The sequence below is a fragment of the Qipengyuania sp. Mu-71 genome, assembly GCF_036867055.1.
GTDB classification, from domain to species: Bacteria; Pseudomonadota; Alphaproteobacteria; order Sphingomonadales; family Sphingomonadaceae; genus Qipengyuania; species Qipengyuania profunda.
The window spans coordinates 812522-838179 of sequence record NZ_JBAJHR010000001.1; the positions used below are offsets into that span (position 1 = coordinate 812522).

36 protein-coding genes are annotated in these 25658 nt (G+C 62.0%); 35 read left to right on the forward strand and 1 reads right to left on the reverse strand.

All coding sequences use genetic code 11. The annotated features are described in order from the left end of the window. The first annotated feature begins 61 nt into the window (after positions 1–61). From V6B15_RS04060 to rpmD, 27 genes are all read left to right on the forward strand, one after another. Positions 62–355 (forward strand): helix-turn-helix transcriptional regulator, encoded by a 294-nt coding sequence (locus V6B15_RS04060; RefSeq protein ID WP_334200133.1) that lies wholly within the window; start codon positions 62–64, stop codon positions 353–355. Positions 356–359: 4 nt separating this feature from the next. Then, the gene (locus tag V6B15_RS04065; protein ID WP_334200134.1) at positions 360–1259 is read left to right on the forward strand and encodes a reverse transcriptase family protein; all 900 of its coding nucleotides are present in this window, start codon (positions 360–362) and stop codon (positions 1257–1259) included. A gap of 194 nt (positions 1260–1453) precedes the next feature. Further along, entirely contained in the window at positions 1454–2077 is a 624-nt protein-coding gene (locus V6B15_RS04070; RefSeq protein ID WP_334200135.1) for an SOS response-associated peptidase, read from the forward strand. Between the two features lie 381 nt (positions 2078–2458). Next, positions 2459–2830 carry a 30S ribosomal protein S12 gene (gene rpsL, locus V6B15_RS04075; RefSeq protein WP_006831873.1) on the forward strand — a complete coding sequence of 124 codons (372 nt, stop codon included), beginning with the start codon at positions 2459–2461 and terminating at the stop codon, positions 2828–2830. Positions 2831–2996: 166 nt separating this feature from the next. After that, the gene (gene rpsG, locus V6B15_RS04080) at positions 2997–3467 is read left to right on the forward strand and encodes a 30S ribosomal protein S7 (protein WP_253515075.1); all 471 of its coding nucleotides are present in this window, start codon (positions 2997–2999) and stop codon (positions 3465–3467) included. A gap of 117 nt (positions 3468–3584) precedes the next feature. After that, on the forward strand, positions 3585–5678 hold the full coding sequence (gene fusA, locus V6B15_RS04085) for an elongation factor G (RefSeq protein ID WP_253515077.1): 2094 nt from the start codon (positions 3585–3587) through the stop codon (positions 5676–5678). Between the two features lie 94 nt (positions 5679–5772). After that, positions 5773–6963, forward strand: a complete 1191-nt coding sequence (gene tuf, locus V6B15_RS04090) for an elongation factor Tu (protein WP_253515080.1) — start codon at positions 5773–5775, stop codon at positions 6961–6963. Positions 6964–7287: 324 nt separating this feature from the next. Beyond that, complete coding sequence (gene rpsJ, locus V6B15_RS04095; protein ID WP_006831877.1) at positions 7288–7599, forward strand: 30S ribosomal protein S10; 312 nt, start codon at positions 7288–7290, stop codon at positions 7597–7599. A gap of 275 nt (positions 7600–7874) precedes the next feature. After that, positions 7875–8741: a 50S ribosomal protein L3 gene (gene rplC / locus V6B15_RS04100; protein ID WP_253515082.1), complete on the forward strand. Its 867-nt coding sequence runs from the start codon at positions 7875–7877 to the stop codon at positions 8739–8741. A 3-nt stretch (positions 8742–8744) separates the two neighbouring features. Further along, complete coding sequence (rplD, locus tag V6B15_RS04105) at positions 8745–9368, forward strand: 50S ribosomal protein L4 (RefSeq protein WP_253515085.1); 624 nt, start codon at positions 8745–8747, stop codon at positions 9366–9368. Beyond that, positions 9361–9669, forward strand: a complete 309-nt coding sequence (locus V6B15_RS04110) for a 50S ribosomal protein L23 (RefSeq protein ID WP_253515088.1) — start codon at positions 9361–9363, stop codon at positions 9667–9669. The genes rplD and V6B15_RS04110 overlap by 8 nt, the downstream gene beginning before the upstream one ends. A 14-nt stretch (positions 9670–9683) precedes the next feature. Beyond that, a complete protein-coding gene (gene rplB / locus V6B15_RS04115) occupies positions 9684–10520 on the forward strand; it encodes a 50S ribosomal protein L2 (RefSeq protein WP_253515089.1) in 837 nt (278 codons plus the stop codon). A 6-nt stretch (positions 10521–10526) separates the two neighbouring features. Continuing rightward, on the forward strand, positions 10527–10802 hold the full coding sequence (rpsS, locus tag V6B15_RS04120) for a 30S ribosomal protein S19 (RefSeq protein ID WP_253515090.1): 276 nt from the start codon (positions 10527–10529) through the stop codon (positions 10800–10802). Then, positions 10802–11179, forward strand: a complete 378-nt coding sequence (rplV, locus tag V6B15_RS04125; protein ID WP_253515091.1) for a 50S ribosomal protein L22 — start codon at positions 10802–10804, stop codon at positions 11177–11179. The genes rpsS and rplV overlap by 1 nt, the downstream gene beginning before the upstream one ends. A 1-nt stretch (position 11180) precedes the next feature. After that, the gene (gene rpsC / locus V6B15_RS04130; protein ID WP_253515092.1) at positions 11181–11876 is read left to right on the forward strand and encodes a 30S ribosomal protein S3; all 696 of its coding nucleotides are present in this window, start codon (positions 11181–11183) and stop codon (positions 11874–11876) included. A 21-nt stretch (positions 11877–11897) separates the two neighbouring features. Continuing rightward, entirely contained in the window at positions 11898–12332 is a 435-nt protein-coding gene (gene rplP / locus V6B15_RS04135; RefSeq protein ID WP_253515093.1) for a 50S ribosomal protein L16, read from the forward strand. Beyond that, positions 12332–12541, forward strand: a complete 210-nt coding sequence (gene rpmC / locus V6B15_RS04140) for a 50S ribosomal protein L29 (RefSeq protein WP_253515180.1) — start codon at positions 12332–12334, stop codon at positions 12539–12541. The genes rplP and rpmC overlap by 1 nt, the downstream gene beginning before the upstream one ends. Before the next feature lie 10 nt (positions 12542–12551). After that, a complete protein-coding gene (gene rpsQ, locus V6B15_RS04145) occupies positions 12552–12842 on the forward strand; it encodes a 30S ribosomal protein S17 (protein WP_253515094.1) in 291 nt (96 codons plus the stop codon). 65 nt (positions 12843–12907) lie between these two features. After that, positions 12908–13276 carry a 50S ribosomal protein L14 gene (gene rplN, locus V6B15_RS04150; protein ID WP_067464754.1) on the forward strand — a complete coding sequence of 123 codons (369 nt, stop codon included), beginning with the start codon at positions 12908–12910 and terminating at the stop codon, positions 13274–13276. Next, positions 13276–13596 (forward strand): 50S ribosomal protein L24, encoded by a 321-nt coding sequence (gene rplX / locus V6B15_RS04155; protein WP_253515095.1) that lies wholly within the window; start codon positions 13276–13278, stop codon positions 13594–13596. The genes rplN and rplX overlap by 1 nt, the downstream gene beginning before the upstream one ends. Beyond that, positions 13589–14167, forward strand: a complete 579-nt coding sequence (rplE, locus tag V6B15_RS04160; protein ID WP_334200136.1) for a 50S ribosomal protein L5 — start codon at positions 13589–13591, stop codon at positions 14165–14167. The genes rplX and rplE overlap by 8 nt, the downstream gene beginning before the upstream one ends. 26 nt (positions 14168–14193) lie before the next feature. Further along, entirely contained in the window at positions 14194–14499 is a 306-nt protein-coding gene (rpsN, locus tag V6B15_RS04165; RefSeq protein ID WP_050599045.1) for a 30S ribosomal protein S14, read from the forward strand. A gap of 11 nt (positions 14500–14510) precedes the next feature. Continuing rightward, the gene (rpsH, locus tag V6B15_RS04170) at positions 14511–14906 is read left to right on the forward strand and encodes a 30S ribosomal protein S8 (protein WP_067464745.1); all 396 of its coding nucleotides are present in this window, start codon (positions 14511–14513) and stop codon (positions 14904–14906) included. After that, positions 14906–15439, forward strand: coding sequence for a 50S ribosomal protein L6 (gene rplF / locus V6B15_RS04175; protein ID WP_253515098.1), 534 nt, complete (start codon positions 14906–14908; stop codon positions 15437–15439). Before rpsH ends, rplF begins: the two co-directional genes overlap by 1 nt. Position 15440: 1 nt before the next feature. Beyond that, positions 15441–15785, forward strand: coding sequence for a 50S ribosomal protein L18 (gene rplR, locus V6B15_RS04180; RefSeq protein WP_253515100.1), 345 nt, complete (start codon positions 15441–15443; stop codon positions 15783–15785). Further along, positions 15785–16618, forward strand: a complete 834-nt coding sequence (rpsE, locus tag V6B15_RS04185) for a 30S ribosomal protein S5 (protein WP_334200137.1) — start codon at positions 15785–15787, stop codon at positions 16616–16618. The genes rplR and rpsE overlap by 1 nt, the downstream gene beginning before the upstream one ends. A gap of 5 nt (positions 16619–16623) precedes the next feature. Beyond that, entirely contained in the window at positions 16624–16809 is a 186-nt protein-coding gene (gene rpmD / locus V6B15_RS04190) for a 50S ribosomal protein L30 (protein WP_253515105.1), read from the forward strand. Between the two features lie 58 nt (positions 16810–16867). Here rpmD and V6B15_RS04195 read toward each other — a convergent pair whose 3' ends face one another. Beyond that, positions 16868–18388: an ArnT family glycosyltransferase gene (locus V6B15_RS04195; protein ID WP_334200138.1), complete on the reverse strand. Its 1521-nt coding sequence runs from the start codon at positions 18386–18388 to the stop codon at positions 16868–16870. Between the two features lie 120 nt (positions 18389–18508). Between V6B15_RS04195 and rplO the strand changes: the two genes are divergently transcribed. From rplO to V6B15_RS04235, 8 genes are all read left to right on the forward strand, one after another. Beyond that, positions 18509–19033, forward strand: coding sequence for a 50S ribosomal protein L15 (gene rplO, locus V6B15_RS04200; RefSeq protein WP_253515109.1), 525 nt, complete (start codon positions 18509–18511; stop codon positions 19031–19033). A gap of 104 nt (positions 19034–19137) precedes the next feature. Beyond that, entirely contained in the window at positions 19138–20502 is a 1365-nt protein-coding gene (gene secY, locus V6B15_RS04205) for a preprotein translocase subunit SecY (protein ID WP_253515110.1), read from the forward strand. 31 nt (positions 20503–20533) lie between these two features. Next, complete coding sequence (locus tag V6B15_RS04210) at positions 20534–21181, forward strand: adenylate kinase (protein ID WP_253515111.1); 648 nt, start codon at positions 20534–20536, stop codon at positions 21179–21181. Positions 21182–21248: 67 nt separating this feature from the next. Beyond that, the gene (locus tag V6B15_RS04215; RefSeq protein WP_334200139.1) at positions 21249–21893 is read left to right on the forward strand and encodes an SRPBCC family protein; all 645 of its coding nucleotides are present in this window, start codon (positions 21249–21251) and stop codon (positions 21891–21893) included. An 84-nt stretch (positions 21894–21977) separates the two neighbouring features. Next, on the forward strand, positions 21978–23339 hold the full coding sequence (gene gdhA, locus V6B15_RS04220; protein ID WP_334200140.1) for an NADP-specific glutamate dehydrogenase: 1362 nt from the start codon (positions 21978–21980) through the stop codon (positions 23337–23339). Between the two features lie 279 nt (positions 23340–23618). Next, positions 23619–23987: a 30S ribosomal protein S13 gene (rpsM, locus tag V6B15_RS04225; RefSeq protein ID WP_253515113.1), complete on the forward strand. Its 369-nt coding sequence runs from the start codon at positions 23619–23621 to the stop codon at positions 23985–23987. Between the two features lie 55 nt (positions 23988–24042). Beyond that, positions 24043–24432 (forward strand): 30S ribosomal protein S11, encoded by a 390-nt coding sequence (rpsK, locus tag V6B15_RS04230; protein WP_253515114.1) that lies wholly within the window; start codon positions 24043–24045, stop codon positions 24430–24432. Positions 24433–24539: 107 nt separating this feature from the next. Then, a complete protein-coding gene (locus tag V6B15_RS04235) occupies positions 24540–25595 on the forward strand; it encodes a DNA-directed RNA polymerase subunit alpha (protein ID WP_253515116.1) in 1056 nt (351 codons plus the stop codon). Positions 25596–25658: the final 63 nt, after the last annotated feature.

The following is a 25658-nucleotide window of genomic DNA, read 5'->3' on the forward strand; positions in this document are numbered from 1 at the left end:
CTGAGGGTTTTTGAACTCTTTGAATGATCGCTAATCTTATATCTTTTTGAAAGGAGATATCATGCTTGGAGAAGCACTTAGGCTCATTCGTGTCTTTCACGATCTCAAACAATTTGAGGTCGCGGAAAGGCTAGGGGTGTCCCGCTCTCATATTTCAGATATTGAGAAGGGTAACCGAGAGCCGTCGTTAGATTTAATTCGAAAGTATTCGAAGGAGTTTGGGGTTTCACCCTCTGAGATCATGTTTTTCGCTGAAGGCGTTGGAAGCGCCAATAGGGGAGAACGTGCGCGCACCTCAATCGCTTCGAAGGTAATTGATATGCTGCGCTTCATTGAAATGAAGGCGCAGGCTTGAGGTCATGAAGACGCACGGTCTGAAGGACTCGGTGTTCTATCGTCTGAGGACGAAGAAGAAACTCGCTGAGGTTCTTCAGATAAACCCAGTTGCATTGAATAGGCTCATAAAACAGAGCCAGTTGTATGAACGTCGCTGGAAGCTAAAGGAGGCGGAAGAATGGCGGAAGACCATTCCTCCTGAAGAGATTGCGTCGCAGTACCGTCCGATTGACATCCCTGATGGCAAGCTAAAGCGTCTGCAATCCCGTATTGCAGATCTATTGATGCGAATTGCGGTTCCAGTGTGGCTATTCAGTCCTGTGAAGGGGCGTTCATATGTTCATAACGCCGCGTATCATCGAGGTGGGCGCGCATTTTGCTCATTGGATATCGCTGACTATTTCAGCAATTGTACCGCAAATCACGTTGCTCATTATTTCCGGACGGTGATGCAATGTGACCCAGACGTGGTGGCGTTGCTCTTGAAAATCGTCACCAAAGACGGCGTGCTTCCACAGGGGTCGCCGTGCAGTCCGATACTCGCGTATTTTTCTTCCATGTCCATGTGGAAGGAGATCGTGGAAATTGCTGAGGGAGCCCACTTGAAGGCTTCAGTCTATGCTGACGATCTCACACTTTCAGGAGATAAAATCCCTGGTGCAGTAATTTGGCAGATCAAGAAGACAGTCCGCCGCCACGGCCATAATCTGAAGGCTGAGAAAGCGATGAGCATGATTGATCGTGCTGCTGATATTACCGGCTGTATTATTAACGGGAATGAAGTGAAGCTCCCAAATCGGCAAGAACACCAAATTTACAAGCTTCGTAGTGCGTGGCACGAAGCAAATCAGGCGGAGAGAGAGATTATTACTCGCCAGATGAATGGGCGTTTGGCGCAGAAACGCCAAGTTGAAAATGCATGACTATTAGGCTCCTGCCCCGCACCTACCTTGACCCCCGCACGCCCATCTACTCCGTACGCCCCATCCGGTGAAGAAGCAGCCTCGCGTCATTCCCTCTTCGGTCAGATAGAGCCGAACATCGCCGGTCATGGCCCAGGAACTTCCTCTCTCGCCCTCCCTAGGCACCCGAGCGCCCACCCGCTACGCCAGCACCCATGTGCAACCTCTACCGCATGACCAAACCGAACTCCGAAGTCGCGCGCTGGTTCGATGCGATCGACCAGCTGGGCGGGGCGAATTTCGGGGAGGAGGTCTTTCCCGGCTATCCCGGCGCGGTGGTGGCCGAGGGGGCGCTGGTCTCGATGACGTGGGGCTTCCCGCTCAGCCGCAAGGGCGCGAAAGGGCAGCCGCTCAAGCCCAAGCCTGTCAACAATACGCGCGCGGACAAGCTGGGCGGCTTTTTCTGGCGCTACAGCTTCGCGGAACGGCGCTGCCTGATCCCGCTTACGGCGTGGGCGGAGGCCGAAGGGCCGAAGGGCGGCAAGACGCGCAGTTGGCTTTCGCTTCCCGATGGCGGATTGCTCGCCGCCGCCGGGGTCTGGCGCGATAGCGACGAATGGGGCCGGTGCTATTCGATGGTGATGACCGAGGCGGCAGGTCCGGCCGCCGATTGTCACGACCGCATGCCGGTGATCCTCGCCCCCGATGATTATGGCACATGGACAGACGGCGATGCAGAGGCCGCGCGGGGGCTGTGCCGGGCGTGGACCGGGCCGCTGGCGCTCGACCGGACGCAGCAGCCGTGGGCGGGCGGCGCGGCGCAGGCTACGCTCCTGTAGGACCCTTGACCGCGCACCCCCATCCCACTATGTGCGCCCCCATCCGGTGTAGGAACCGCCTCGCGTGATTCCCTCGTCGGTCAGATAGAGCTGAACATTGCCGGTCATGTCCCGGGGCCTGGTGCGTCATGCACTCGGGCTCTTTTCTATTGCAGCGATCCTTCGGGAACGCTCGGGGCAGCCGTCAAAGTAACCCGGTGGCCGTGTGGGCCGTGGGTGGAGTGTTTCAGTTCAGTCGTCATTCCAGCGGAAGCTGGAATCTCGTGCCGCTTGCGTCGCGCTTGCGGAAACAGACCCCAGCTTGCGCTGGGGTGACGCTGGACCAAATCACACCGCCGATACCCCGCTAGTCGCCGCCATCACACGGTGAAGAGAGAACTCATGCCGACGATCAACCAGCTGGTCCGCAAGGGCCGCGTTCCGCAGAAGGCCAAGAGCAAGGTCCCTGCGATGGAACAGAACCCGCAGAAGCGCGGTGTCTGCACCCGCGTCTACACGACGACCCCGAAGAAGCCGAACTCGGCTCTGCGTAAAGTGGCCAAGGTCCGCCTGACCAACCAGCGCGAAGTCATCTCCTACATCCCCGGCGAAGGCCACAACCTGCAGGAACACAGCGTCGTGCTGATCCGCGGCGGGCGTGTGCGCGACCTTCCCGGCGTGCGCTACCACGTGCTGCGCGGCGTGCTCGACACGCAGGGTGTCAAGGACCGCAAGCAGAGCCGTTCGAAATACGGCGCCAAGCGTCCGAAGTGACCTGACGGCCTGCGGCGTCAGGTCATCCTGAACTCGTTTCAGGATCCATGGTGCCGCAAGCGAAGGTTTCGCAAGTTCTAGCGCCGTCCATGCCGCCCGATGGACCCTGAAACGAGTTCAGGGTGACGGGTAGGGGAGCGGGGCTTCAAAAGAAGGAATTCGTGACATGTCACGTCGTCGTCGTCCCGAGAAGCGGGAAATCCTGCCCGATCCCAAGTTTGGTGATCAGGTGCTGTCGAAGTTCATGAACAACCTGATGTATGACGGCAAGAAAGCCGTCGCCGAAGGCATCGTCTACACCGCGCTCGACGTGGTCGAGGCCAAGGCCAAGGCCAACCCGGTGGAAATGTTCCACACTGCGCTGGAAAACATCAAGCCGCAGGTCGAAGTGCGTTCGCGCCGTGTCGGCGGTGCGACCTACCAGGTGCCCGTCGAAGTGCGCCCCGAGCGCGCGCAGGCGCTGGCCATCCGCTGGCTGATCACCGCGGCGCGGGGGCGTCCGGAAACCACCATGTCGGCACGCCTCTCGGGCGAGCTGATGGATGCCGCCAACAACCGCGGCAATGCGGTCAAGAAGCGCGAAGACACGCACCGCATGGCGGACGCCAACCGCGCCTTCTCGCACTACCGCTGGTAGGGCGCCCCGCTTGTAAGGCCGGGGGAGGGGGTTTCCTTCCCCCCGGTCTTCAAGCGGTCATACTGATACCCATATGGGGCGTGCAGCTGCGCTAACCCCGAAATCGAGGAAATCCACATGGCTCGCGAATATCCGCTGGAGCGGTACCGCAACATCGGCATCATGGCCCACATCGATGCCGGCAAGACCACCACGACCGAGCGTATCCTCTACTACACCGGCAAGTCCTACAAGATCGGCGAAGTCCATGACGGCGCCGCGACGATGGACTGGATGGAGCAGGAGCAGGAACGCGGCATCACCATCACCTCGGCCGCGACCACCACGTTCTGGCAGAACGAGGACGGCAAGGGCGAGAAGCACCGCATCAACATCATCGACACCCCCGGGCACGTCGACTTCACCATCGAAGTCGAACGCTCGCTGCGCGTGCTCGACGGTGCGGTGGCGGTGTTCGACGGTGTGGCCGGGGTCGAACCCCAGTCCGAAACCGTCTGGCGCCAGGCCGACAAGTACGGCGTCCCGCGCATGTGCTTCATCAACAAACTCGACCGCACCGGCGCCGATTTCTATTACTGCGTGCAGTCGATCATCGATCGTCTCGGCGCGACGCCGTTGGTGCTGTATCTCCCGATCGGCGCGGAAAGCGATCTGTCGGGCGTGGTCGACTTGGTCAACAACCGCGGAATCGTGTGGGAAAACGACGGCCTCGGCGCTGACTTCAAATATGTCGACATCCCCGCCGACCTGGCCGACAAGGCCGCCGAATATCGCGAGAAGCTGATCGAGACCGCCGTCGAACAGGACGACGACGTCATGGAAGCCTATCTCGAAGGTGAGGAACCCGATGCGGCAACGCTCAAGAAGCTGATCCGCAAGGGCACCATGGCGCGCGACTTCGTGCCCGTGATCTGCGGTTCGGCGTTCAAGAACAAGGGCGTCCAGCCCCTGCTCGATGCGATCGTCGACTACATGCCGTCGCCGCTCGACGTTCCGGCCATCAAGGGCGTCCTGCCCGACAGCGATGAGGAAGACACTCGTGCATCGTCCGACGACGCGCCGTTCTCGGCGCTCGCGTTCAAGATCATGAACGATCCCTTCGTGGGCTCGCTCACCTTCACCCGTATCTACTCGGGTCACCTCACCAAGGGCAGCGTCCTGAACTCGGTGAAGGACAAGAAGGAAAAGATCGGCCGCATGCTGCTGATGCACTCGAACAACCGCGAAGACATCGACGAGGCATTCGCCGGCGATATCGTCGCGATTGCCGGCCTGAAGGAAACCACCACCGGCGATACGCTGTGTGATGCCTCCAAGCCGATCATCCTCGAGCGCATGGAATTCCCCGAGCCGGTTATCGAACTGTCGGTGGAACCCAAGACCAAGGCCGACCAGGAAAAGATGGGCGTCGCGCTCAACCGCCTGGCTGCCGAGGATCCCAGCTTCCGCGTCACCACCGACCACGAATCGGGCCAGACGATCATCAAGGGCATGGGCGAGCTTCACCTCGACATTCTCGTCGATCGCATGAAGCGCGAATTCAAGGTCGAAGCCAATGTCGGTGCACCGCAGGTCGCTTACCGCGAATATCTGGGTAAGCCGGTCGACGTCGATTACACCCACAAGAAGCAGTCGGGTGGCTCGGGCCAGTTCGGCCGCGTCAAGGTCAAAATCACCCCGGGTGAGCGCGGCCAGGGCTTCGTGTTCGAAGACAGCATCAAGGGCGGTAACATTCCGAAGGAATACATCCCGGCCATTGAGAAGGGTTTCCGCGAGCAGGCCGAAAGCGGCCATCTCGTCGGCTTCCCGATCATCGACTTCACCGTCGAACTGTATGACGGTGCCTACCATGACGTCGACTCGAGCGCGATCGCGTTCGAAATCGCCGGCCGCGGTGCCATGCGTGAAGTCGCTGACCGTGCTGGCATCAAGCTGCTCGAACCGATCATGAAGGTCGAGGTCGTGACCCCCGAGGACTATCTCGGCGACGTCATCGGCGATCTCAACAGCCGTCGTGGCCAGATCCAGGGCACCGACAGCCGCGGTAACGCACAGGCGGTCGAAGCCAACGTGCCGCTCGCGAACATGTTCGGGTACGTGAACGAGCTGCGCTCGTTCACGCAGGGCCGCGCCCAGTACTCGATGCAGTTCAGCCACTACGACGAGGTCCCGGCAAACGTCGCGGCCGAGGTCAAGGAGAAGCTTGCGTAAGCCAGCTTTGAGGTTTAGGGGCGGCGCCTGATTCAGCGGGCGCCGTTTCCTCCCCGCATAAATCCCAAATTTTTAAGACAGAGGTTATTGGAAAATGGCGAAGGAAAAGTTCGAGCGCAACAAGCCGCACGTCAATGTTGGTACCATTGGTCACGTCGACCACGGTAAGACCACGTTGACTGCGGCGATCACGAAGGTGATGGCCGAAACCTATGGCGGTGCAGCGGTTGATTTTGCAAACATCGACAAGGCGCCCGAAGAGCGCGAGCGCGGCATCACTATTTCGACCGCACACGTCGAATACGAAACCGACGCACGTCACTACGCGCACGTCGACTGCCCGGGTCACGCCGACTACGTGAAGAACATGATCACCGGTGCCGCCCAGATGGACGGCGCAATCCTGGTCGTGAACGCAGCCGACGGCCCGATGCCCCAGACCCGCGAGCACATCCTGCTTTCGCGTCAGGTCGGCGTTCCGGCTCTGGTCGTGTACCTGAACAAGGTCGACCAGGTCGACGACGAGGAAATCCTCGAGCTCGTCGAACTGGAAGTTCGCGAACTGCTTAGCGCCTACGACTTCGATGGCGACAACATTCCGATCATCAAGGGCTCGGCTCTGGCCGCTCTCGAAGGCCGTGACGACAACATCGGCAAGGAATCGATCATCGAGCTGATGAAGGCTGTTGACGAGCACATCCCGCAGCCGGAACGCCCGGTCGACCAGGCGTTCCTGATGCCGATCGAAGACGTGTTCTCGATCTCGGGTCGTGGTACGGTTGTCACCGGCCGTGTCGAAACCGGCGTTGTGAACGTTGGCGACGAATGCGAAATCGTCGGCATCAAGGACACCACCAAGACGACCGTCACCGGCGTTGAAATGTTCCGCAAGCTGCTCGATCGCGGCGAAGCCGGCGACAACATCGGCGCCCTGATCCGCGGTGTTGCCCGTGAAGACGTCGAGCGTGGCCAGGTTCTCGCAAAGCCCGGTTCGGTTACGCCGCATACCGAGTTCAGCGCCGAAGTTTACGTCCTGTCGAAGGACGAAGGCGGCCGTCACACGCCGTTCTTCGCGAACTATCGTCCGCAGTTCTACTTCCGCACCACCGACGTCACCGGCGAAGTGATCCTTCCCGAGGGCACCGAAATGGTGATGCCGGGCGACAACGTGACGATCAACGTCAAGCTGATCGCACCGATCGCCATGGACGAAGGTCTGCGCTTCGCAATCCGCGAAGGCGGCCGCACCGTCGGCTCGGGCGTCGTGGCGAACATCACGAAGTAAGCTTCGCTTACCCGTAACCAAATCGCTGGCCCGCTCCTCTTCAAGAGGGGCGGGCCTTCGGTTTTTCGGGGCCTGATCGGCACCAGGGGCACGGCCTGCCGTGTCATATTCCGCCTTATGGCTGCAGGGCGGATTTGAGGGGTTGCCAGATTGGGGACTCACCCGTATATGCGCGGCCACAGACAAGGATTCGCCGCTCGGTATTCCTTGGCACAACCAATTCAACAAAGGCCGCCCGTCCCGGGAAACCGGACAAAGCGGGGCGGGCTTTTCTTTTTTGTGGGCCGCTATCGGTCCATTGGCTCTTTCGCATCGGTGTAGGTAATGGAAGCTCAGAATATCCGCATTCGCCTCAAGGCGTTCGACCATCGCGTTCTCGACCAGGCAACTGGCGAAATCGCCGACACCGCGCGTCGTACGGGTGCTCTTATTCGTGGCCCCATTCCCATGCCGACGCGTATCGAGAAGTTCACCGTGAACCGCGGCCCGCACATCGACAAGAAGTCGCGCGAGCAGTTCGAGGTGCGCACCTACAAGCGGCTGCTCGACATCGTGCAGCCCAACGCCCAGACCGTCGATGCGCTGATGAAGCTCGACCTGGCCGCGGGCGTGAACGTGGAAATCAAGCTCGCTTAAGAGTTTGCCGCAAGTTTCCGTGGATGCGGGACTTGCCGTCTGCCCGGCAGGACGTTAACCGGCCGGGATAGTTTCGGGGCGCTCGATAGCCCCGCCAGGCCGCAAGGCCCGGCAAGACATCGGGATACCGCCGGATTATCCGGGTCTGCGTCCCCCGTCTCGCTTCCCAGGCTTCGTGCCGCGGAAGCACTCAGCCCGGACGGGGCGACGCATCATAAAATGGGCTGGCAAGCACCTCGGATGGGCCGGGGTGCCTCTGTGTTAGGAGTTTTACGATGCGCACTGGCGTTATCGCAAAGAAAGTCGGGATGACCCGCCTCTTCCAGGAGGACGGTCGGCACGTGCCGGTTACCGTTCTTGCGCTGGAAAATTGCCAGGTTACCGCTCACCGTACTGCCGATCGCGATGGTTACTTCGCGGTCCAGGTCGGTTCGGGCGAAGCCAAGCAGAAGAATGTCAACAAGCCGCAGCGCGAAGCCTTTGCCAAGGCGGGCGTCGAGCTGAAGATGAAGGTCGCGGAATTCCGTGTCGAGGCCGAGGATGCTCTGCTTCCCGTCGGCGCGCGCATTTCGGCTGAACACTTCATTGCCGGCCAGAAGGTCGACATCACCGGCCATACGCAGGGCAAGGGCTTTGCCGGCGCGATGAAGCGCTGGGGCTTCGGTGGTCTGCGGGCTACCCACGGTGTCTCGCTCTCGCACCGTTCGCACGGTTCGACGGGTAACCGTCAGGATCCGGGCCGCGTGTTCAAGGGCAAGAAGATGGCCGGCCACATGGGCGACCGTCAGCGCACCCAGCAGAACCTCGAGATCGTTCGCACCGACGCCGATCGCGGCCTGCTCTTCGTCAAGGGCTCGGTCCCGGGCGCGAAGAACGGCTGGCTGCTGGTCAAGGACGCGGTCAAGATCGACCACGGTGAACTGCCGTTCCCGGGCGTGATGTATCGCAACCGCGACGAGTTCGAGCATGAAGAAGCCGCTGCAGGCCTGGTCGAGAGCTCGGCCGAGCACGAAGTCGGGACGGAAGTTTCCGCCGACCAGCAGGCCAAGCTGCTCAAGGAACAGGACGCCGGTGCCGACACCGAATCCACCACCGATACGCCCGCAGCCGACACCGGCGCGGACGATAGCAAGGAGGGCTGATCCGTGAAGGTGAAGGTCCAGAAAATCGACGGCAAGGCGTCGGGCGACATCGAATTGAACGATGACGTGTTCGGTATCGAACCGCGCGCCGATATCCTGCATCGTGTTGTCACCTGGCAGCTCGAGAACCGCCGCGGCACCGCCCGCCCGACGCGTGAGCGTTCGGACGTGGCGCGCACCGGCAAGAAGTGGGGTCGCCAGAAAGGCGGCGGCACGGCTCGTCACGGCGATCGCGCTGCTCCGATCTTTATCGGCGGCGGTAAGGCTCACGGCGCGCGCAAGCGTGACTTCGAGCAGTCGCTGAACAAGAAGGTCCGGGCACTCGGTCTCAAGATGGCTCTGTCGAGCAAGGCGAAGGATGGCCTCGTTGTCATCGACAGCCTCGAGCTGACGGACGCCAAGACCAAGGCGCTCAAGGCGCACTTCGACAAGGCTGGCTGGAACGGCAAGGTCCTCGTGATCGACGGCGAAAGCGTCAATGACGGTTTCAGCAAGGCTGCCAGCAACCTGCCCGGCGTCAATGTGCTGCCGGCCATGGGTGCCAACGTTTACGACATCCTGAAGCACGACACGCTGGTCCTTACCAAGGACGCGGTCGAAAAGCTGGAGGCCCGTTTCAATGGCTAAAAAGCAGGAAGTGGAAGCGCGTCACTACGACGTCGTGCTCGCACCGCACATCACCGAAAAGGCCACGCTGGCGTCGGAACACAACGCCGTCGTCTTCAAGGTCGCCAACGATGCCACCAAGCCGCAGATCAAGGAAGCGATCGAGGCGATCTTCGGTGTCAAGGTAATGGGCGTGAACACCATCGTGACGAAGGGCAAGACCAAGCGCTGGAAGGGCAGGCCCTACAAGCGCACGGACATGAAGAAGGCCATCGTCACCCTGAAAGACGGCGATTCCATCGACGTCACCAGCGGTATCTGAGGGGCTAGAGAGAAATGGCACTCAAGAATTACAAACCCACGAGCCCGGGCCGTCGCGGCCTGATCCTCGTCGACAAGTCGGGGCTCTACAAGGGCAAGCCGGTCAAGTCGCTCGTCGAAGGCAAGCGCAAGACCGGTGGCCGCAACAACAAGGGTCATGTCACCTCGCGTGGCATGGCTGGCGGTCACAAGCAGAAGTACCGCTATGTCGACTTCAAGCGTCGCAAGTGGGACGTCGAAGGGACCGTCGAACGGCTCGAGTATGACCCGAACCGGACTGCGTTCATCGCGCTGGTGAAGTATACCGACGGCGAACTGGCCTATATCCTCGCTCCGCAGCGTCTCGCTGTCGGCGACAAGGTCATCGCTGCCGAGAAATGCGACACCAAGCCCGGCAACGCCATGCTGCTCGGCCAGATGCCGGTCGGCACGATCTGCCACAACGTGGAAATGAAGCCGGGCAAGGGCGGCCAGATCGCCCGCGCTGCAGGGTCCTACGTTCAGCTGGTCGGCCGTGACCGCGGCATGGTCATCGTGCGTCTCAACAGCGGCGAGCAGCGTTACCTGCGTGCCGACTGCATGGGCACCGTTGGCGCCGTGTCGAACCCGGACAACCAGAACCAGAACCTGGGCAAGGCCGGTCGTCGTCGCTGGATGGGCATCAAGCCGCTGACCCGCGGTGTCGCCAAGAACCCGGTCGACCATCCGCATGGCGGCGGTGAAGGCCGCACCAGCGGTGGCCGTCATCCGGTCACTCCGTGGGGCAAGCCGACCAAGGGCGCCCGTACCCGCAAGAACAAGCAGACGGACAAGATGATCATCCGTTCGCGCCACGCGAAGAAGAAGAGGTAATCCGACATGGCTCGTTCCGTCTGGAAAGGTCCGTTCGTCGAGCTCAGCCTTCTCAAGAAGGCTGAGACCGCTCAGGACGCGGGTGCCAACAAGCCGATCAAGACCTGGTCGCGCCGTAGCACCATCCTGCCGCAATTCGTTGGTCTGACGTTCAACGTCTACAACGGTCACAAGTTCATCCCGGTCTCCGTTTCGGAAGAGATGGTCGGCCACAAGCTCGGTGAGTTCGCACCTACGCGTACTTTCCCGGGTCACGCCGCCGACAAGAAGGGCAAGCGCTGATGAGCAAGCAGAAAGCACCCCGTCGCGTGGCGGACAACGAGGCGCTGGCCGTCGCTACCACGATCCGTGGTTCGGCGCAGAAGCTCAACCTCGTTGCCGGCCTGATCCGCGGCAAGAAGGCCGAAGAGGCGCTCAACATCCTCGCTTTCTCGAAGAAGGCGATGGCGAAGGACGCCACCAAGGTTCTTGCATCGGCGATCGCCAATGCGGAAAACAACCACAACCTCGATGTCGACGCACTGGTCGTTGCCGAGGCTTCGGTGGGCAAGTCGATCACGATGAAGCGCTTCCACACGCGTGGTCGCGGCAAGTCGACGCGCATCCTGAAGCCGTTCAGCCGCCTTCGTATCGTCGTTCGCGAGCAGGAAGAGGCGTAAGATGGGCCAGAAGAGCAATCCGATCGGTCTGCGCCTGCAGATCAACCGCACCTGGGACAGCCGCTGGTACGCCGAAGGGCGCGACTATGCCAAGCTGCTCAGCGAAGACATCAAGCTGCGCAAGCACATCGTCGACAGCCTGCCGCAGGCAGCGATCTCGAAGGTCGTGATCGAGCGTCCGGCCAAGCTGTGCCGCATCTCGATCTATGCCGCCCGTCCGGGCGTCATCATCGGCAAGAAGGGCGCGGACATCGAAAAGCTGCGCACCAAGCTGTCGAGCATGACCGACAGCGAAGTGAAGCTGAACATCGTCGAAATCCGCAAGCCGGAAATCGATGCCAAGCTCGTCGCGCAGGGCATTGCCGACCAGCTGATCCGCCGTGTCGCCTTCCGCCGCGCCATGAAGCGCGCCGTGCAGTCGGCTCTCCGCCTTGGCGCGGAAGGCATCAAGATCGTGTGCGGCGGCCGTCTCGGCGGTGCTGAAATCGCGCGTGTCGAATGGTATCGCGAAGGCCGCGTTCCGCTCCACACGCTGCGTGCCAACGTCGACTATGCGGAAGCCGAAGCGCTGACCGCCTACGGGATCATCGGCATCAAGTGCTGGATCTTCAAGGGCGAAATCTTGGCGCATGACCCGACCGCCCAGGACCGCCTGATGATGGAAGCCCAGACCTCGGGCGTCCGTCCGGCGCGCTGATTGCAGGATTAGGAAAGAACCATGCTGCAACCGAAGAAAACCAAGTACCGCAAGGCGTTCAAGGGCAAGATCCATGGCAAGGCCAAGGGCGGCACCACGCTGAATTTCGGGTCCTACGGCCTAAAGGCGATGGAACCCGAGCGGATCACCGCGCGCCAGATCGAAGCGGCTCGCCGTGCGATCACGCGTCACATCAAGCGTCAGGGACGTTTGTGGATCCGCATCTTCCCCGATGTGCCGGTGTCGAAGAAGCCTGCCGAAGTCCGTCAGGGTAAGGGCAAGGGCTCGATCGAATACTGGGCTGCACGGGTCAAGCCGGGCCGCATCCTGTTCGAACTCGACGGCGTCGCCGGCCCGCTGGCCGCCGAAGCGTTCGAGCGCGCAGCGATGAAGCTGCCGATCAAGACCAAGGTCGTTGCCCGCCTGGGCGACACCTCGCACCTGGGAGGCGAATGATGGCCAAGACCGAAGACCTGCGCCAGAAGTCGGACGACCAGCTGGCCGAAGAGCTGACCACGCTCAAGCGCGAAGCGTTCAACCTCCGCTTCCAGGCGGCGACGAACCAGCTCGAGGCCCCGGCCCGCATCCGCGAAGTGCGCCGCACGATCGCCAAGATCAAGACGCTGCAGAGCGAGCGCACGCGCTCGGCTGAAGCGAAGGCTTAAGGAGTAGACCATGCCCAAGCGTATCCTGATCGGGACCGTCACCTCCGACAAGACCGACAAGACCGTTACCGTGCTCGTCGAACGCAAGGTGAAGCATCCCCTCTACGGGAAGATCATCCGTCGTTCGAAGAAGTACCATGCCCATGACGCGCAGAACGAGTTCACGCTCGGCGATGTCGTGCGCATCGAAGAAACCAAGCCGATCTCCAAGACCAAGACTTGGCAGGTGATCGATCGCGTTACCGCAGGTGGCACGCAGGCTGTCGAGGCGAACCTCGACGTCGAAGCCGCCGGTAACTGAGCTTTTATTGACGTAGGAACTGCCGGGCAAACGTCCCGGCAAGCCATTGAGAAGGAACCGGATCGATGATCCAGATGCAATCCAATCTCGACGTCGCGGACAACAGCGGCGCCAAGCGCGTCCAGTGCATCAAGGTACTGGGCGGCTCCAAGCGCCGGACTGCTTCCGTAGGCGACGTGATCGTGGTTTCCGTCAAGGAAGCCCAGCCGCGCACCAAGGTGAAGAAGGGCGATGTCCATCGCGCTGTCATCGTGCGCACGAAGAAGGACGTCCGCCGCCCCGATGGCAGCGTGATCCGCTTCGACAGCAACGCCGCGGTGCTCGTGAACAAGAGCGAAGAACCGATCGGCACCCGTATCTTCGGCCCGGTCGTGCGCGAACTGCGCGGTCGCGGCTTCATGAAGATCATCTCGCTTGCTCCGGAGGTGCTGTAATGGCCGCCGCAAAGATCAAGAAGGGTGACAGCGTCGTCGTCCTGTCCGGCAAGGACAAGGGCAAGACCGGCACCGTCGCGAAGGTCATGCCCAAGGATGGCAAGATCGTCGTCGAAGGCGTCAACATCGCCGCGCGTCACCGCAAGCCGACCCAGCAGAACCCGCAGGGTGGCATCGACCGTTTCGAAGCGCCGATGCACATCAGCAAGGTTGCGCTGGCCGATCCGAAGGATGGCAAGCCCACGCGCGTCCGTTTCCAAGACCAGGACGGCAAGAAGGTTCGTGTCGCCGTAAAGTCCGGAGAGACTATCGATGGCTGATTATACGCCCCGCATGCGCAAGCGCTACGACGACGAGATCGTCAAGGCGATGACCGAGAAGTTCGGCTACAAGAACGCTCTTGAAGTCCCCAAGCTGGAAAAGATCACGCTCAACATGGGTGTGGGCGAAGCCAGCCAGGACAAGAAGAAGGTTCAGACTGCAGCCGATGAAATGGCGCTGATCGCCGGCCAGAAGCCGGTTATCACCAAGGCCAAGAAGTCGATCGCGCAGTTCAAGCTGCGTGAAGGCATGCCGATCGGTTGCAAGGTCACCTTGCGCCGCGACCGCATGTACGAGTTCACGGACCGTCTGGTGACCGTGGCCATGCCGCGCATCCGAGATTTCCGCGGCCTCAACCCGAAGTCGTTCGACGGCCGTGGCAACTATGCCATGGGCCTGAAAGAACAGATCATCTTTCCCGAGATCAGCTACGACCAGATCGACAAGGTCCGGGGGATGGACATCATCGTAACCACGACGGCGAAGACCGACGAAGAGGCGCGCGAATTGCTCCGCCTGTTCGGTTTCCCGTTCCCGGCCGAAGTGTCGGAAGAGAAGGAGGCGGCGTGAGCCGCTAATAGAGGAACTTAAGTCCAATGGCGAAACTGAGTTCGATCAACAAGAACGAGCGTCGTAAGAAGCTCGTCAAGCAGTACGCGGAAAAGTTTGCGAAGCTGAAGGCTATCGCTGACGATGAATCGCTCGACGAGACCGAACGCCTGATGGCGCGTCTCAAGATGGCGGAACTGCCGCGTAACGCGAACCCAACCCGGGTGCGCAATCGCTGCTCCACCACCGGCCGCCCCCGCGGCTATTACCGCAAGTTCGGTCTCAACCGTATCGAACTGCGCGACCTCGGCAACAAGGGCCTGATTCCAGGCCTGACCAAGTCGAGCTGGTGAGGTAAAGACAGATGGCTATGACCGATCCCCTGGGTGACATGCTCACCCGCATCCGCAACGGCCAGCGCGCGAAGAAGGACAGTGTCCTTTCGCCCGCCAGCAAGCTGCGTGCGAACGTTCTCGAAGTGCTTCAGCGCGAAGGCTACATCCGTGGCTACAGCGAAGACGCTTCGGCCAAGCACGCACAGCTGCGGATCGAACTGAAATATTTCGAGGGCGAACCTGCTATCAAGCACGTTGCCCGCGTCTCCAAGCCGGGCCGCCGCGTCTATTCGGGTTCGAAAGAACTTCCGATCGTGCGCAACGGCCTTGGCATCACCATCGTCTCGACGCCCAAGGGTGTGCTTTCGGACGCCGAAGCGCGCACCGAAAACGTCGGCGGCGAAGTGCTGGCGGAGGTGTTCTGATGAGCCGCATCGGCAAAAGGGCGGTAGCGATCCCCAGCGGGGTCACTGCCAACATCGATGGCAAGACGCTCAGCGTCAAGGGGCCCAAGGGCACCCTCGACATGGGTCTGTCCGACCTGATCGAATACACGCTTGAAGACGGCGAGATCTCGGTCAAGCCGGCCAACGATACCCGCGCTGCCCGCAACCACTGGGGCATGCAGCGCACCATGGTATCGAACCTGGTCGAAGGCGTGACCGAAGGGTTCACCAAGGTCCTCGAGATCAATGGTGTCGGTTACCGTGCGCAGGCGCAGGGCAAGAAGCTCAAGCTTCAGCTCGGCTACTCGCATGATGTCGATCTCGATGTGCCGGAAGGCCTCGAGGTGAAGACCCCTGACCAGACCACCATCGAGATCAGCGGTATCGACAAGCAGGCCGTGGGCCAGTTTGCGGCGAATGTCCGCAAGTGGCGCAAGCCCGAACCCTACAAGGGCAAGGGCATCAAGTACCGCGGCGAGTATATCTTCCGCAAGGAAGGGAAGAAGAAGTAAGATGGCCAAGCTCTCTCTCTTTGAACGTCGCCGTCGCCGCGTCCGCACCGCGCTTCGCAACGTGTCGGGTGGCAAGCCCCGCCTGTCGGTGCACCGCACCGGCCAGCACATCTACGCGCAGATCATCGACGACGCCGCGGGCAAGACCCTCGCCGCCGCTTCGACGCTCGGCACGAAGAACTCGGGCGCCAATGTCGATGCGGCCAAGAAGGTCGGCACCGACATCGCCGCTGCTGCCAAGAAGGCCGGCGTGACCACCGTCGTCTTCGATCGCGGCGGCTTCCTGTTCCATGGCCGCGTCAAGGCGCTGGCCGACGCCGCTCGCGAAGGCGGGCTGGAGTTCTGATGATGGCTGACGAAAACAAGACCGAAAACACCGAAGCCGAAACCAAGGTCGAAGAGACCAAGGTTGAAGCGACTCCGGCCAAGGCCGAACCCGAAGCTCCCGTCACGAAGGAAGAGCCGGCTGTCGCCGACACGCCTTCGGAAGCAGCTGCCAGCCAGAGCCCCGCACAGGGTGCCGAAGGTCAGCCGCGCGAACGTCAGGGCCGTGGTGGCCGTGACAATCGCGGTGGTGGCGGCGGTGGCCGTGGCCGTGGTGGCCGCGACAACAACCGTCGTGGCGGACGCCGCGAGGAAGAAGACGACGGCATCATCGAGAAGCTCGTCCACATCAACCGCGTCAGCAAGACGGTGAAGGGCGGTAAGCGCTTCGGTTTTGCTGCACTCGTGGTTGTCGGTGACGGCCAGGGCCGCGTTGGCTTCGGCAAGGGCAAGGCTCGCGAAGTGCCCGAAGCGATCAGCAAGGCGACTGCCGCTGCGCGCAAGAAGATGGTCCGTGTCCCGCTGAAGGAGGGCCGCACCCTCCATCACGACGGCAAGGGTCACTTCGGTGCCGGTAAGGTTACCGTCCGTACCGCGCCTCCGGGTACCGGCATCATCGCCGGTGGTCCGATGCGCGCCGTGTTCGAGAGCCTCGGCGTTGCCGACGTGGTGACCAAGTCGGTCGGCACCTCGAACCCCTACAACATGATCCGCGCCACTTTCGACGCGCTGACCACGCAGACTTCGCCGAAGTCGGTGGCCCAGCGTCGTGGCAAGAAGGTTGCCGACTTGCTCGGCCGCGGTGGTTCTTCCGAGGCCGAGGCTGAAGCCGACGCCGCGGCAGTCGTGGAGTAATAACGATGGCCAAAGCGAAAACCGTCAAGATCAAGCAGATCGGTTCGCCGATCCGCCGCCCGGAAAGCCAGCGCCAGATCCTCATCGGTCTGGGTCTCAACAAGCTGCACAAGGTTGTTGAGCGTCAGGACACCCCCGAGGTGCGCGGCGCGATCGCCAAGATCCCGCATCTGGTGACCGTGGTCGACTAGACGACCGGATCATACCGAATTGAAGGGCCGGGCAACGCGAGACGTTGTCCGGCCCTTTTTATTTGTCCGCGGCTGCGCGGCAATGGCCGTAGACCACAACCTCGATGTCCCACCCCTCGAGCAGGGGTTCCGACGCCACCTTGCGGCAGTTCCGTTTCGCATAGGCGCGCACCAGCGTGCTGGTGGCGGTATTGGTAACCTTGGTGGTGCGGTCGACGATGGCGCCGGGGCGCTGCGCCAGCAGCCGCTCGACCTCGCTCAGCGTGGTGATGTGGCTGACGTCGCTCTCGGATGCCTGATGCAAGTGATTGGGGAATGCGAGGGGCGTGGGAAACCGCGACCCGGTAAGCGTGTAGAGCAGTGGCGGGCCGTCATAGATCAGCAGCGGGCCGTCGCCCTTGCTCTGCTCGATGGCGGCGGCGAGCCGGGACATGGCCGTGCGGGCCTCGCGGGTCTCCGCAAAACTGAAGAACGGATGGAAGAGTACCGGCATCACCGCCGCAATGCCGAGCAGCACGGCCCCCGTTCTTGGCCAGGCGAGGCTCGCCGGGGCGAGCGCGCACAAGGGTACCAGCAGCGGCAGGGCATAGTGCAGATAGAAGGCGGGGACCGAGAAGAAGCCGATCAGCGCGGCCAGCAGCCATCCGGCGAAGAAGACGCGATAGATTCCCGAGATCCGGGTGAGGGCGACCATGCCGGCTGCGCCAAGCGGGAGCAGCATCAGCGCGAGGATAAGCAGGCGCTGCATTCCGCCATTGTCTTCGACCGGTTTGCGCAGGTTCGAGAGGACCATTGCGGTCCAGTATTCATCCCAATACCCGTTGAGTGCATACCACGCAGCGAACAGCGCGCTCGGCAACAGGCCCAGCGCGATCCAGCCCAGAATGCGCAGCATGGTTGTGCGGCCGATACCGGCTGTCCCGATCTGCAACCCCGCTGCAAACAGGCCGAGGAACGTCGCCTCGAAGACCGCGGTGGTCTTTATGGTGATCGCGATCCCGGCAAGCAGCATGGCCAGCGCCACCGCGCGCTGCGCGGGGCGGCTTTCGAAGCGGGGAATGCTGGCGAGGCTGAGCGCGGCAGCCGCGGCGATGAACAGATTGTAGAATACCGGGCTCTGGCCCCCGTGGCCGTGAAACAGGCAGATCGCGGTCAGATAGGTGCCGGCCCCGAGCAGCGCGGGTCCCCGCGACGTCAGCCTCCGCGCCATGCCGTAAATGGTCAGCGCAGTTGCAGCGGCGAAGATCGTGGCGGCGATCTGGTAGGTGACATACCAGTCCGAAATGGCTGCCAGCGCGCCGAACAGCAGGAAATGCCCGGGCGGTTTGCGGTCCCACACATCGACATAGGGGATCGCGCCATGCACCATCTCAACCCCGGCGGCGAAGTAGAAGGTCTCGTCGATATGAAGGTCGGGATGGCCGAAGGTGGCGATGCGTGTTATCAACGCGAAGACGAGCAGCAGGAAGCCGATCAGCGCCGCTTCCCGCCCGCCCATCGGCGGCGCGGACCTGTCAGTCCCCAGACCCCGGTTTTGCAGAACCATATCGCCCCATACCTTGCCGATCGCCCTCGGCATCGCCACTATCAGGATCCGCCGAATTCGGGGTCGACAAGATCGGCCAAACAGACTATCGGCGCCCACTTCCCAACAGCGCGAACCCCGTGATGGGGCCTAGAAAGCGAAAGCGAGTGCACTATGAAACTTAATGATATCCGCGACAATGCCGGCGCACGCAAGAGCCGGATCCGTGTCGGCCGTGGCATCGGCTCGGGCAAGGGCAAGACTGCAGGCCGTGGCCAGAAGGGCCAGAAGGCCCGTTCGGGTGTAGCCATCAAGGGCTTCGAAGGCGGCCAGATGCCGCTCCACATGCGTCTGCCGAAGCGCGGCTTCAACAATCCGTTCGGCAAGGACTTTGCCGAAGTGAACATCGGCATGGTGCAGAAGTTCATCGACGCCAAGAAGCTCGATGGTTCGAAGGTCCTCGACCACGAAACGCTGCGGGCCGCTGGCCTCGCGCGTGGTGGCAAGGACGGCGTCCGCCTCCTCGCCAAGGGCGAGCTCAAGGCCAAGGTCACCTTCAAGGTTGCCGGTGCCTCCAAGGGCGCCATCGAGGCAGTCGAGAAGGCTGGCGGCAAGGTCGACGTGATCCCGGCCGACAAGCCCGAGCACGAGAAGAAAGCTGCTCGCGCCGAAGCCAACAAGGCTGCCAAGGCAAAGTAAGCGGGATAATTCGGGGGGCGGGTTCGACAATCCGTCCCCCGCTCCCTATCTAGCCTTCCTGTGCCGGGAGGGACCGGCGCCAATTCAGGATTGAACAGATTCCCATGGCATCACGCGCCGACAATATCGCGAGCAATATGAGCCTCGCAAACTTCTCCAAGGCCACCGAGCTGAAGAACCGTATCTGGTTCACTATCGCGGCCCTGATCGTCTTCCGCTTTCTCAGCTTCGTTCCGCTTCCGGGCGTGAATCCGCTGATTCTGGGTGACCTCTACGATCAGACGCGGGGCGGGATCCTCGACCTGTTCAACACTTTCTCGGGCGGCAGCCTTGAGCGCATGAGTCTCATTGCGCTCGGCGTCATGCCCTATATTACCGCCTCGATCGTGGTGCAGCTGGCAGCCGCGCTGCATCCCAGCCTCGCCGCGCTCAAGAAGGAAGGCGGCGCGGGCCGCCAGAAGCTCAACCAGTATACGCGCTATGGCACCGTGTTCCTGTGCGCGATCCAGGGCTGGTTCCTCGCGTCTGGCCTCGAAAGCTTCGGCGCGCAGAGCGGGCTGCAGGCGGTGGTCGATCCCGGCATCATGTTCCGCGTGGGCGCCGTCATCAGCCTGGTGGGTGGGACCATGTTCCTGCTGTGGCTGGGCGAACAGATCACCAGCCGCGGTATCGGCAATGGCGTTTCGCTGATCATCATGGCGGGCATTGTCGCCCAGTTCCCGACCTTCGTCTCGAACCTCGGTTCGGGCTATTCGGAAGGCTCGATCGCCACCGGGATCATCGTCGGCCTGATCGCGATGGTCGTGATCCTGATCCTTGTGATCTGTTTCATGGAACGCGCGCAGCGCCGCCTGCTGATCCAGTATCCCAAGCGCGCGACGCAGCGCGGCATGATGCAGGCCGACCGCTCGCACCTGCCGCTCAAGCTGAACACCGCCGGCGTCATCCCGCCGATTTTCGCCAGTTCGCTGCTGTTGCTTCCGCTGACGATCACTCAGTTCGCCGGCAATTCGGTCGATACCGATAGCGCGGCGGGGGGTGTGCTCCAGTCGGTGCTGCAATATCTCCAGCACGGCCAGCCGCTCTATATGGCGCTATATGCCCTCGGCATCATCTTCTTCTGTTTCTTTTACACCGCGATCGTCTTCAATCCCGAAGAGACCGCCGAGAACCTGAAGAAGAACGGCGGCTTCATCCCGGGTATCCGTCCGGGCAAGCGCACCGAGCAATATCTCGACTATGTGCTGACGCGCATCACCGTGATCGGGGCAATCTACCTGACGATCGTCTGCGTGCTGCCTGAATACATGATCGCACAGACCGGCGTTCCGCTGTTCCTCGGCGGCACCAGCCTGCTTATCGTGGTCAATGTGACAGTCGATACGATCAGCCAGGTCCAGTCGCATCTGCTGGCACACCAGTATGGCGACCTCATCAAAAAAGCGAAGTTGAAGGGACGCCTGCGTTAAGGCACAGCACGGGCGAAGGGGACAATACGCGATGGACATTATCCTCCTGGGCCCTCCGGGCGCCGGTAAGGGAACGCAGGCTCAGCGACTGGTCGAGCATCATGGCATGCGCCAGCTCTCGACCGGTGACATGCTGCGTGACACGCGCAAGGCCGATACCGAACTGGGCCGCACGGTCGCCGACATCATGGATTCGGGCGGGCTCGTTTCAGACGAGATCGTGTCGGCGATGATCGATGCCAAGCTGACCGAGATGGGTCCCGAGATCGGCGCGATCTTCGATGGCTATCCGCGCACCGCGGCGCAGGCCGACCAGCTCGACGAAATCCTCGCGCGGCACGGCCGCAAGCTCGACCATGTGATCGAACTCGAAGTGAATGAGGACGCGCTGGTCGAGCGGATCACCGGGCGCTTCACCTGCGCCAATTGCGGTGCGGGCTATCACGACGTCTTCAAGCTCCCCGAGAAAGAGGGCGTGTGCGACAAATGCGGCTCGACCGAATTCAAGCGCCGTCCGGACGATAACGAGGACACCGTGCGTACCCGCATGCAGGAATATCGCGGCAAGACTGCCCCGATCCTGCCGGGCTACGAAGCACGCGGTATCGTCAGCCGGGTCGATGGCATGGCTTCGATCGAAGACGTGACCCACGCGATCGACGCGATCCTCGCGGACTGATCGACCCGCCGCTTCCAAACAGGCGCAACTTCGCTTAGGACGTCTCTCCGCACAGGGGAGAGGGTCCATGCGTCTTGTCACAACCGTTCTTGCCGCAGCCACGCTGACGGCTGCGATGCCGCTTTCGGCCACGGTTGCCGAGACCAGCGAACGCGGCTTCGTTACGCAGGACCAGGCCGATGTCGCGGCCAGCCCGCTGGATACATGGCTCGCGCTGATCAGGCCCGCCGCCTGGTGGAACGACGCGCATACCTGGTCCGCCGATGCCGCCAATATGACACTGACCCCGCAGGCGGGCGGCTGTTTTTGCGAGCGCGTGCCCGGCGAGGACCGCGAGGACGGCTTCTCGCTCGACGGCAGCGTCCAGCACATGACCGTCATCCAGGCCTATCCGCTCAAGAACCTGCGCATGCGCGGGGGGCTCGGCCCGTTGCAGGGCGAACCGGCCACCGGCGTGCTGACGATCACGCTCGAGGAAATCGCGGGCGGGACGCGGATCCGCTGGGAATATGCCGTCGGCGGCTCCATGCGCTACGAGGTTGCCTCGATTTCGCAGGCCGTGGATGCCGTGATGAGCCAGCAATTGCATGGCCTCAGGGATTATCTCGGGGCGCTCGAAGGGGCGGGCGGAGCAGGCGGCGAAGCCGATGATCCGGCCGATGGGGAAGCGACTATCGAGGCGCAGATCGACGCCTTGCAGGACACCGAATAGCACAAGCCGACGAGCGCCCGCCGAACGGGCGCCGGGGTCGCAAACATCAACTCGCCCAACCGGGCACCAGGGGGGAATTGCGACATGGCATCCGTCTACGACAGGCACGTGGATCTTTCGACATTCATGGAGGGCGTGAAGAAGCGCAATCCGGGGCAGGACGAGTTCGTTCAGGCGGTCCAGGAAGTGGCGCAGGACGTCTTCCACTTCATCGAGGACAAGGAAGAATACCACGAGGCGCAGATCCTGCGCCGGATCGCCGAACCCGACCGGATCGTCAGCTTCCGCGTGTGCTGGGAAGACGACAATCACTGTATCCGCGTGCAGCGCGGGTGGCGGGTGCAGAACAACAACGCGATCGGCCCCTACAAGGGCGGGATCCGCTTCCACCCCAGCGTCAATGAAAGCGTGCTCAAGTTCCTCGCCTTCGAACAGACCTTCAAGAACTCGCTCACCGGCCTGCCGATGGGCGGCGGCAAGGGCGGGGCGAACTTCAACCCCAGGGGCAAGAGCGACAGCGAGGTAATGCGCTTCTGCCAGAGCTTCATGACCGAGCTCTACCGCCATATCGGCCCCGACACCGATGTCCCCGCGGGTGACATCGGCGTGGGCGGGCGCGAGATCGGTTATATGTTCGGTCAGTACAAGCGCATCACCAATCGCTGGGAAGGCGTGCTGACCGGCAAGGCGACCGAATATGGCGGCTCGCAAATGCGTCCCGAAGCGACCGGTTATGGCGCGGTCTATTTCCTGCAGAATATGCTGACGCACAAGGGCGACGCGGTCGAGGGCAAGAGCGCGGTGATCTCCGGCTCGGGCAATGTCGCGACCCATGCGGCGGAAAAGATCGTCCAGCTGGGCGGCAAGGTGCTCACCCTGTCCGACAGCGGCGGCTTCATCCACGATCCTGACGGGTTCGACCAGGACAAGATCGACTGGGTCAAGGATCTCAAGACCCGCCGCCGGGGACGCATCTCCGAATATGCCGACCACTTCACTTCCGCCTCGTTCCACGAGGGCCGGCGTCCGTGGGATGTGCCATGCGACCTGGCGCTGCCATGCGCGACACAGAACGAACTGAACGAAGGTGAGGCGCGCAGCCTGGTCGACAATGGCTGCAAGGCGGTGTCCGAAGGCGCCAACATGCCGACCACGCTCGACGGGGTGAAGGTCTTCCACGATGCCAAGATCATGTACGGCCCCGGCAAGGCGGCGAATGCCGGGGGGGTCGCGGTCTCGGGGCTGGAGATGAGCCAGAATTCCGAACGGATCGCATGGAACCACGAACGGTTGGGCCAGATGCTGACCGAGCTGATGGAGGGCATCCACGGCAAATGCGTCGAATATGGCGACCAGGGCGATGGCTATGTCGATTACGTCAAGGGGGCAAACATCGCCGGGTTCAAGAAGGTTGCCGATGCGATGCTCGCCTTTGGAGTGATGTAGGGTTTTGACCTTCGCGGCGTCAGGCGCTACAAGGCTTGCAACACCTCGCGAGCCGCCCATCCGGCGGTCTCGTTGGTTTGCGTGTGCTGGGCGGTTGACGCCGCGGGCGAATCCCCCTAAGCGCGCTCTTCATTCGACATTGCGGTGAGTCCGGCGGCGACAGCCATATTGGGCGCCCGCCTGCCCATTTGTATCAGGCAGGTACCGCAAGCGTCGATGAATGGAGCGATGAGATAGGGTTAACCGGATGTCCGGGCCCTGTGGAGCATGGAGAAGTAAGTGGCTCGTATTGCCGGGGTAAATATCCCCACCAACAAGCGCGTGATCATCGCGCTCACCTATATTCACGGAATCGGCCGGACCAAGGCCGTCGAGATCGCCGACAAGCTCGGCATTGATCACGCGCGCCGCGTGCAGGACCTGTCCGACGAGGAAGTTCTGCGCGTTCGTGAAACGATCGATGAAGAGCACATGGTCGAAGGCGACCTTCGCCGTGACACGGCTATGAACATCAAGCGCCTTATGGACCTTCGTTCGTATCGCGGCCTGCGTCACCGTGTCGGCCTGCCCGTTCGCGGCCAGCGCACTCACACCAACGCCCGGACCCGCAAGGGCAAGGCCAAGCCGATCGCTGGCAAGAAGAAGTAAGCGGAGGGACTTCCCTACGCTTTTGCCTTCTTGATAGATTAGAGGAATACAGACCATGGCACGCGAACCCGGCCGCGTTAGGCGCCGCGACAAAAAGAACATTTCGAGCGGCGTTGCGCATATCAACGCCAGCTTCAACAACACGATGATCACCATCACCGATGCACAGGGCAATGCGATCAGCTGGTCCAGCGCCGGCATGATGGGCTTCAAGGGCAGCCGCAAGTCGACTCCCTATGCCGCGCAGGTCGCCGCCGACGACGCGGGCCGCAAGGCCGTGGAACACGGCGTGCGCACCCTCGAGGTCGAAGTGAAGGGTCCGGGCTCGGGTCGTGAGAGCGCACTGCGCGGTCTTGCGGCAGTGGGCTTCACCATCACCTCGATCCGTGACGTGACGCCGATCCCGCATAACGGGGTCCGTCCTTCCAAGCGTCGTCGCGTCTGATCCGTACCTGCCTGGTGGCTCGCTAGCGGGCCGCCGACACCCTCTCACGGACCGGACGCTCTTCCAAAGAGCGCCGGTCCTGCCCGCATCCGAACCAGGGGATTTTCATGTCCGTCAACATCAAGAACTGGCAGGAACTCAAGAAACCCAATGTCCTTGATATCAAGGAATCCGGCGACAAGGCGCGCAAGGCGACCTTCGTGGCCGAACCGCTCGAGCGCGGCTTCGGCCTGACGCTCGGCAACGCACTGCGTCGCGTGCTGCTGAGCTCGCTGCAGGGCGCTGCGATCACCTCGATCAAGATCGAGAACGTGCTCCACGAATTCAGCTCGCTTGCCGGCGTGCGCGAAGACGTCACCGACATCGTCCTCAACGTGAAACAGATCGCGCTGAAGATGGAAGGCGAGGGCATGAAGCGCCTGCAGCTTTCCGCTACCGGCCCCGGTGAAGTGAAAGCCGGCGACATCGCCGTGTCGGGCGACATCGAAGTGATGAACAAGGATCTGGTGATCTGCCATCTCGACGAAGGCGCGACGCTCAACATGGAGCTCACTGCCGACATCGGTAAGGGCTATCGTCCGGCAGTCATGAACCGCCCCGTCGATGCGCCGATCGGCCTGATCCCGGTCGACTCGCTGTTTTCGCCGGTCCGCCAGGTCAGCTACAAGGTCGAGAACGCCCGCGTTGGCCAGGAGCTCGACTACGACAAGCTTTCGCTGTCCATCGATACCGATGGCACCGTCACTCCCGAAGACGCCGTGGCCTACGCTGCACGCATCCTTCAGGACCAGCTGACGCTGTTCGTCCACTTCGAAGACGGTATTCCGCAGCCCAGTTCGGCCATGATCGGCCAGGCTGCAGAGCCGCAGGAAAGCGACACCAACCAGCTCAACCGCTACCTTCTCAAGAAGGTCGACGAGCTGGAACTGTCGGTGCGTTCGGCCAACTGCCTCAAGAACGACAACATCATCTACATCGGCGACCTGGTCCAGAAGACCGAGGCCGAGATGCTCCGTACGCCGAACTTCGGCCGCAAGTCGCTCAACGAGATCAAGGAAGTGCTCTCGTCGATGGGTCTGCGCCTCGGCATGGACATCCCCGGCTGGCCGCCGGAAAACATCGAGGAAATGGCCAAGAAGCTCGAACAAGAGCTGCTGGGTTAATTTGAAGGTGCGGGGTCGGACATCCGTCCGACCCTTGCGGCACCAGCCCACTCCCCCACCCGG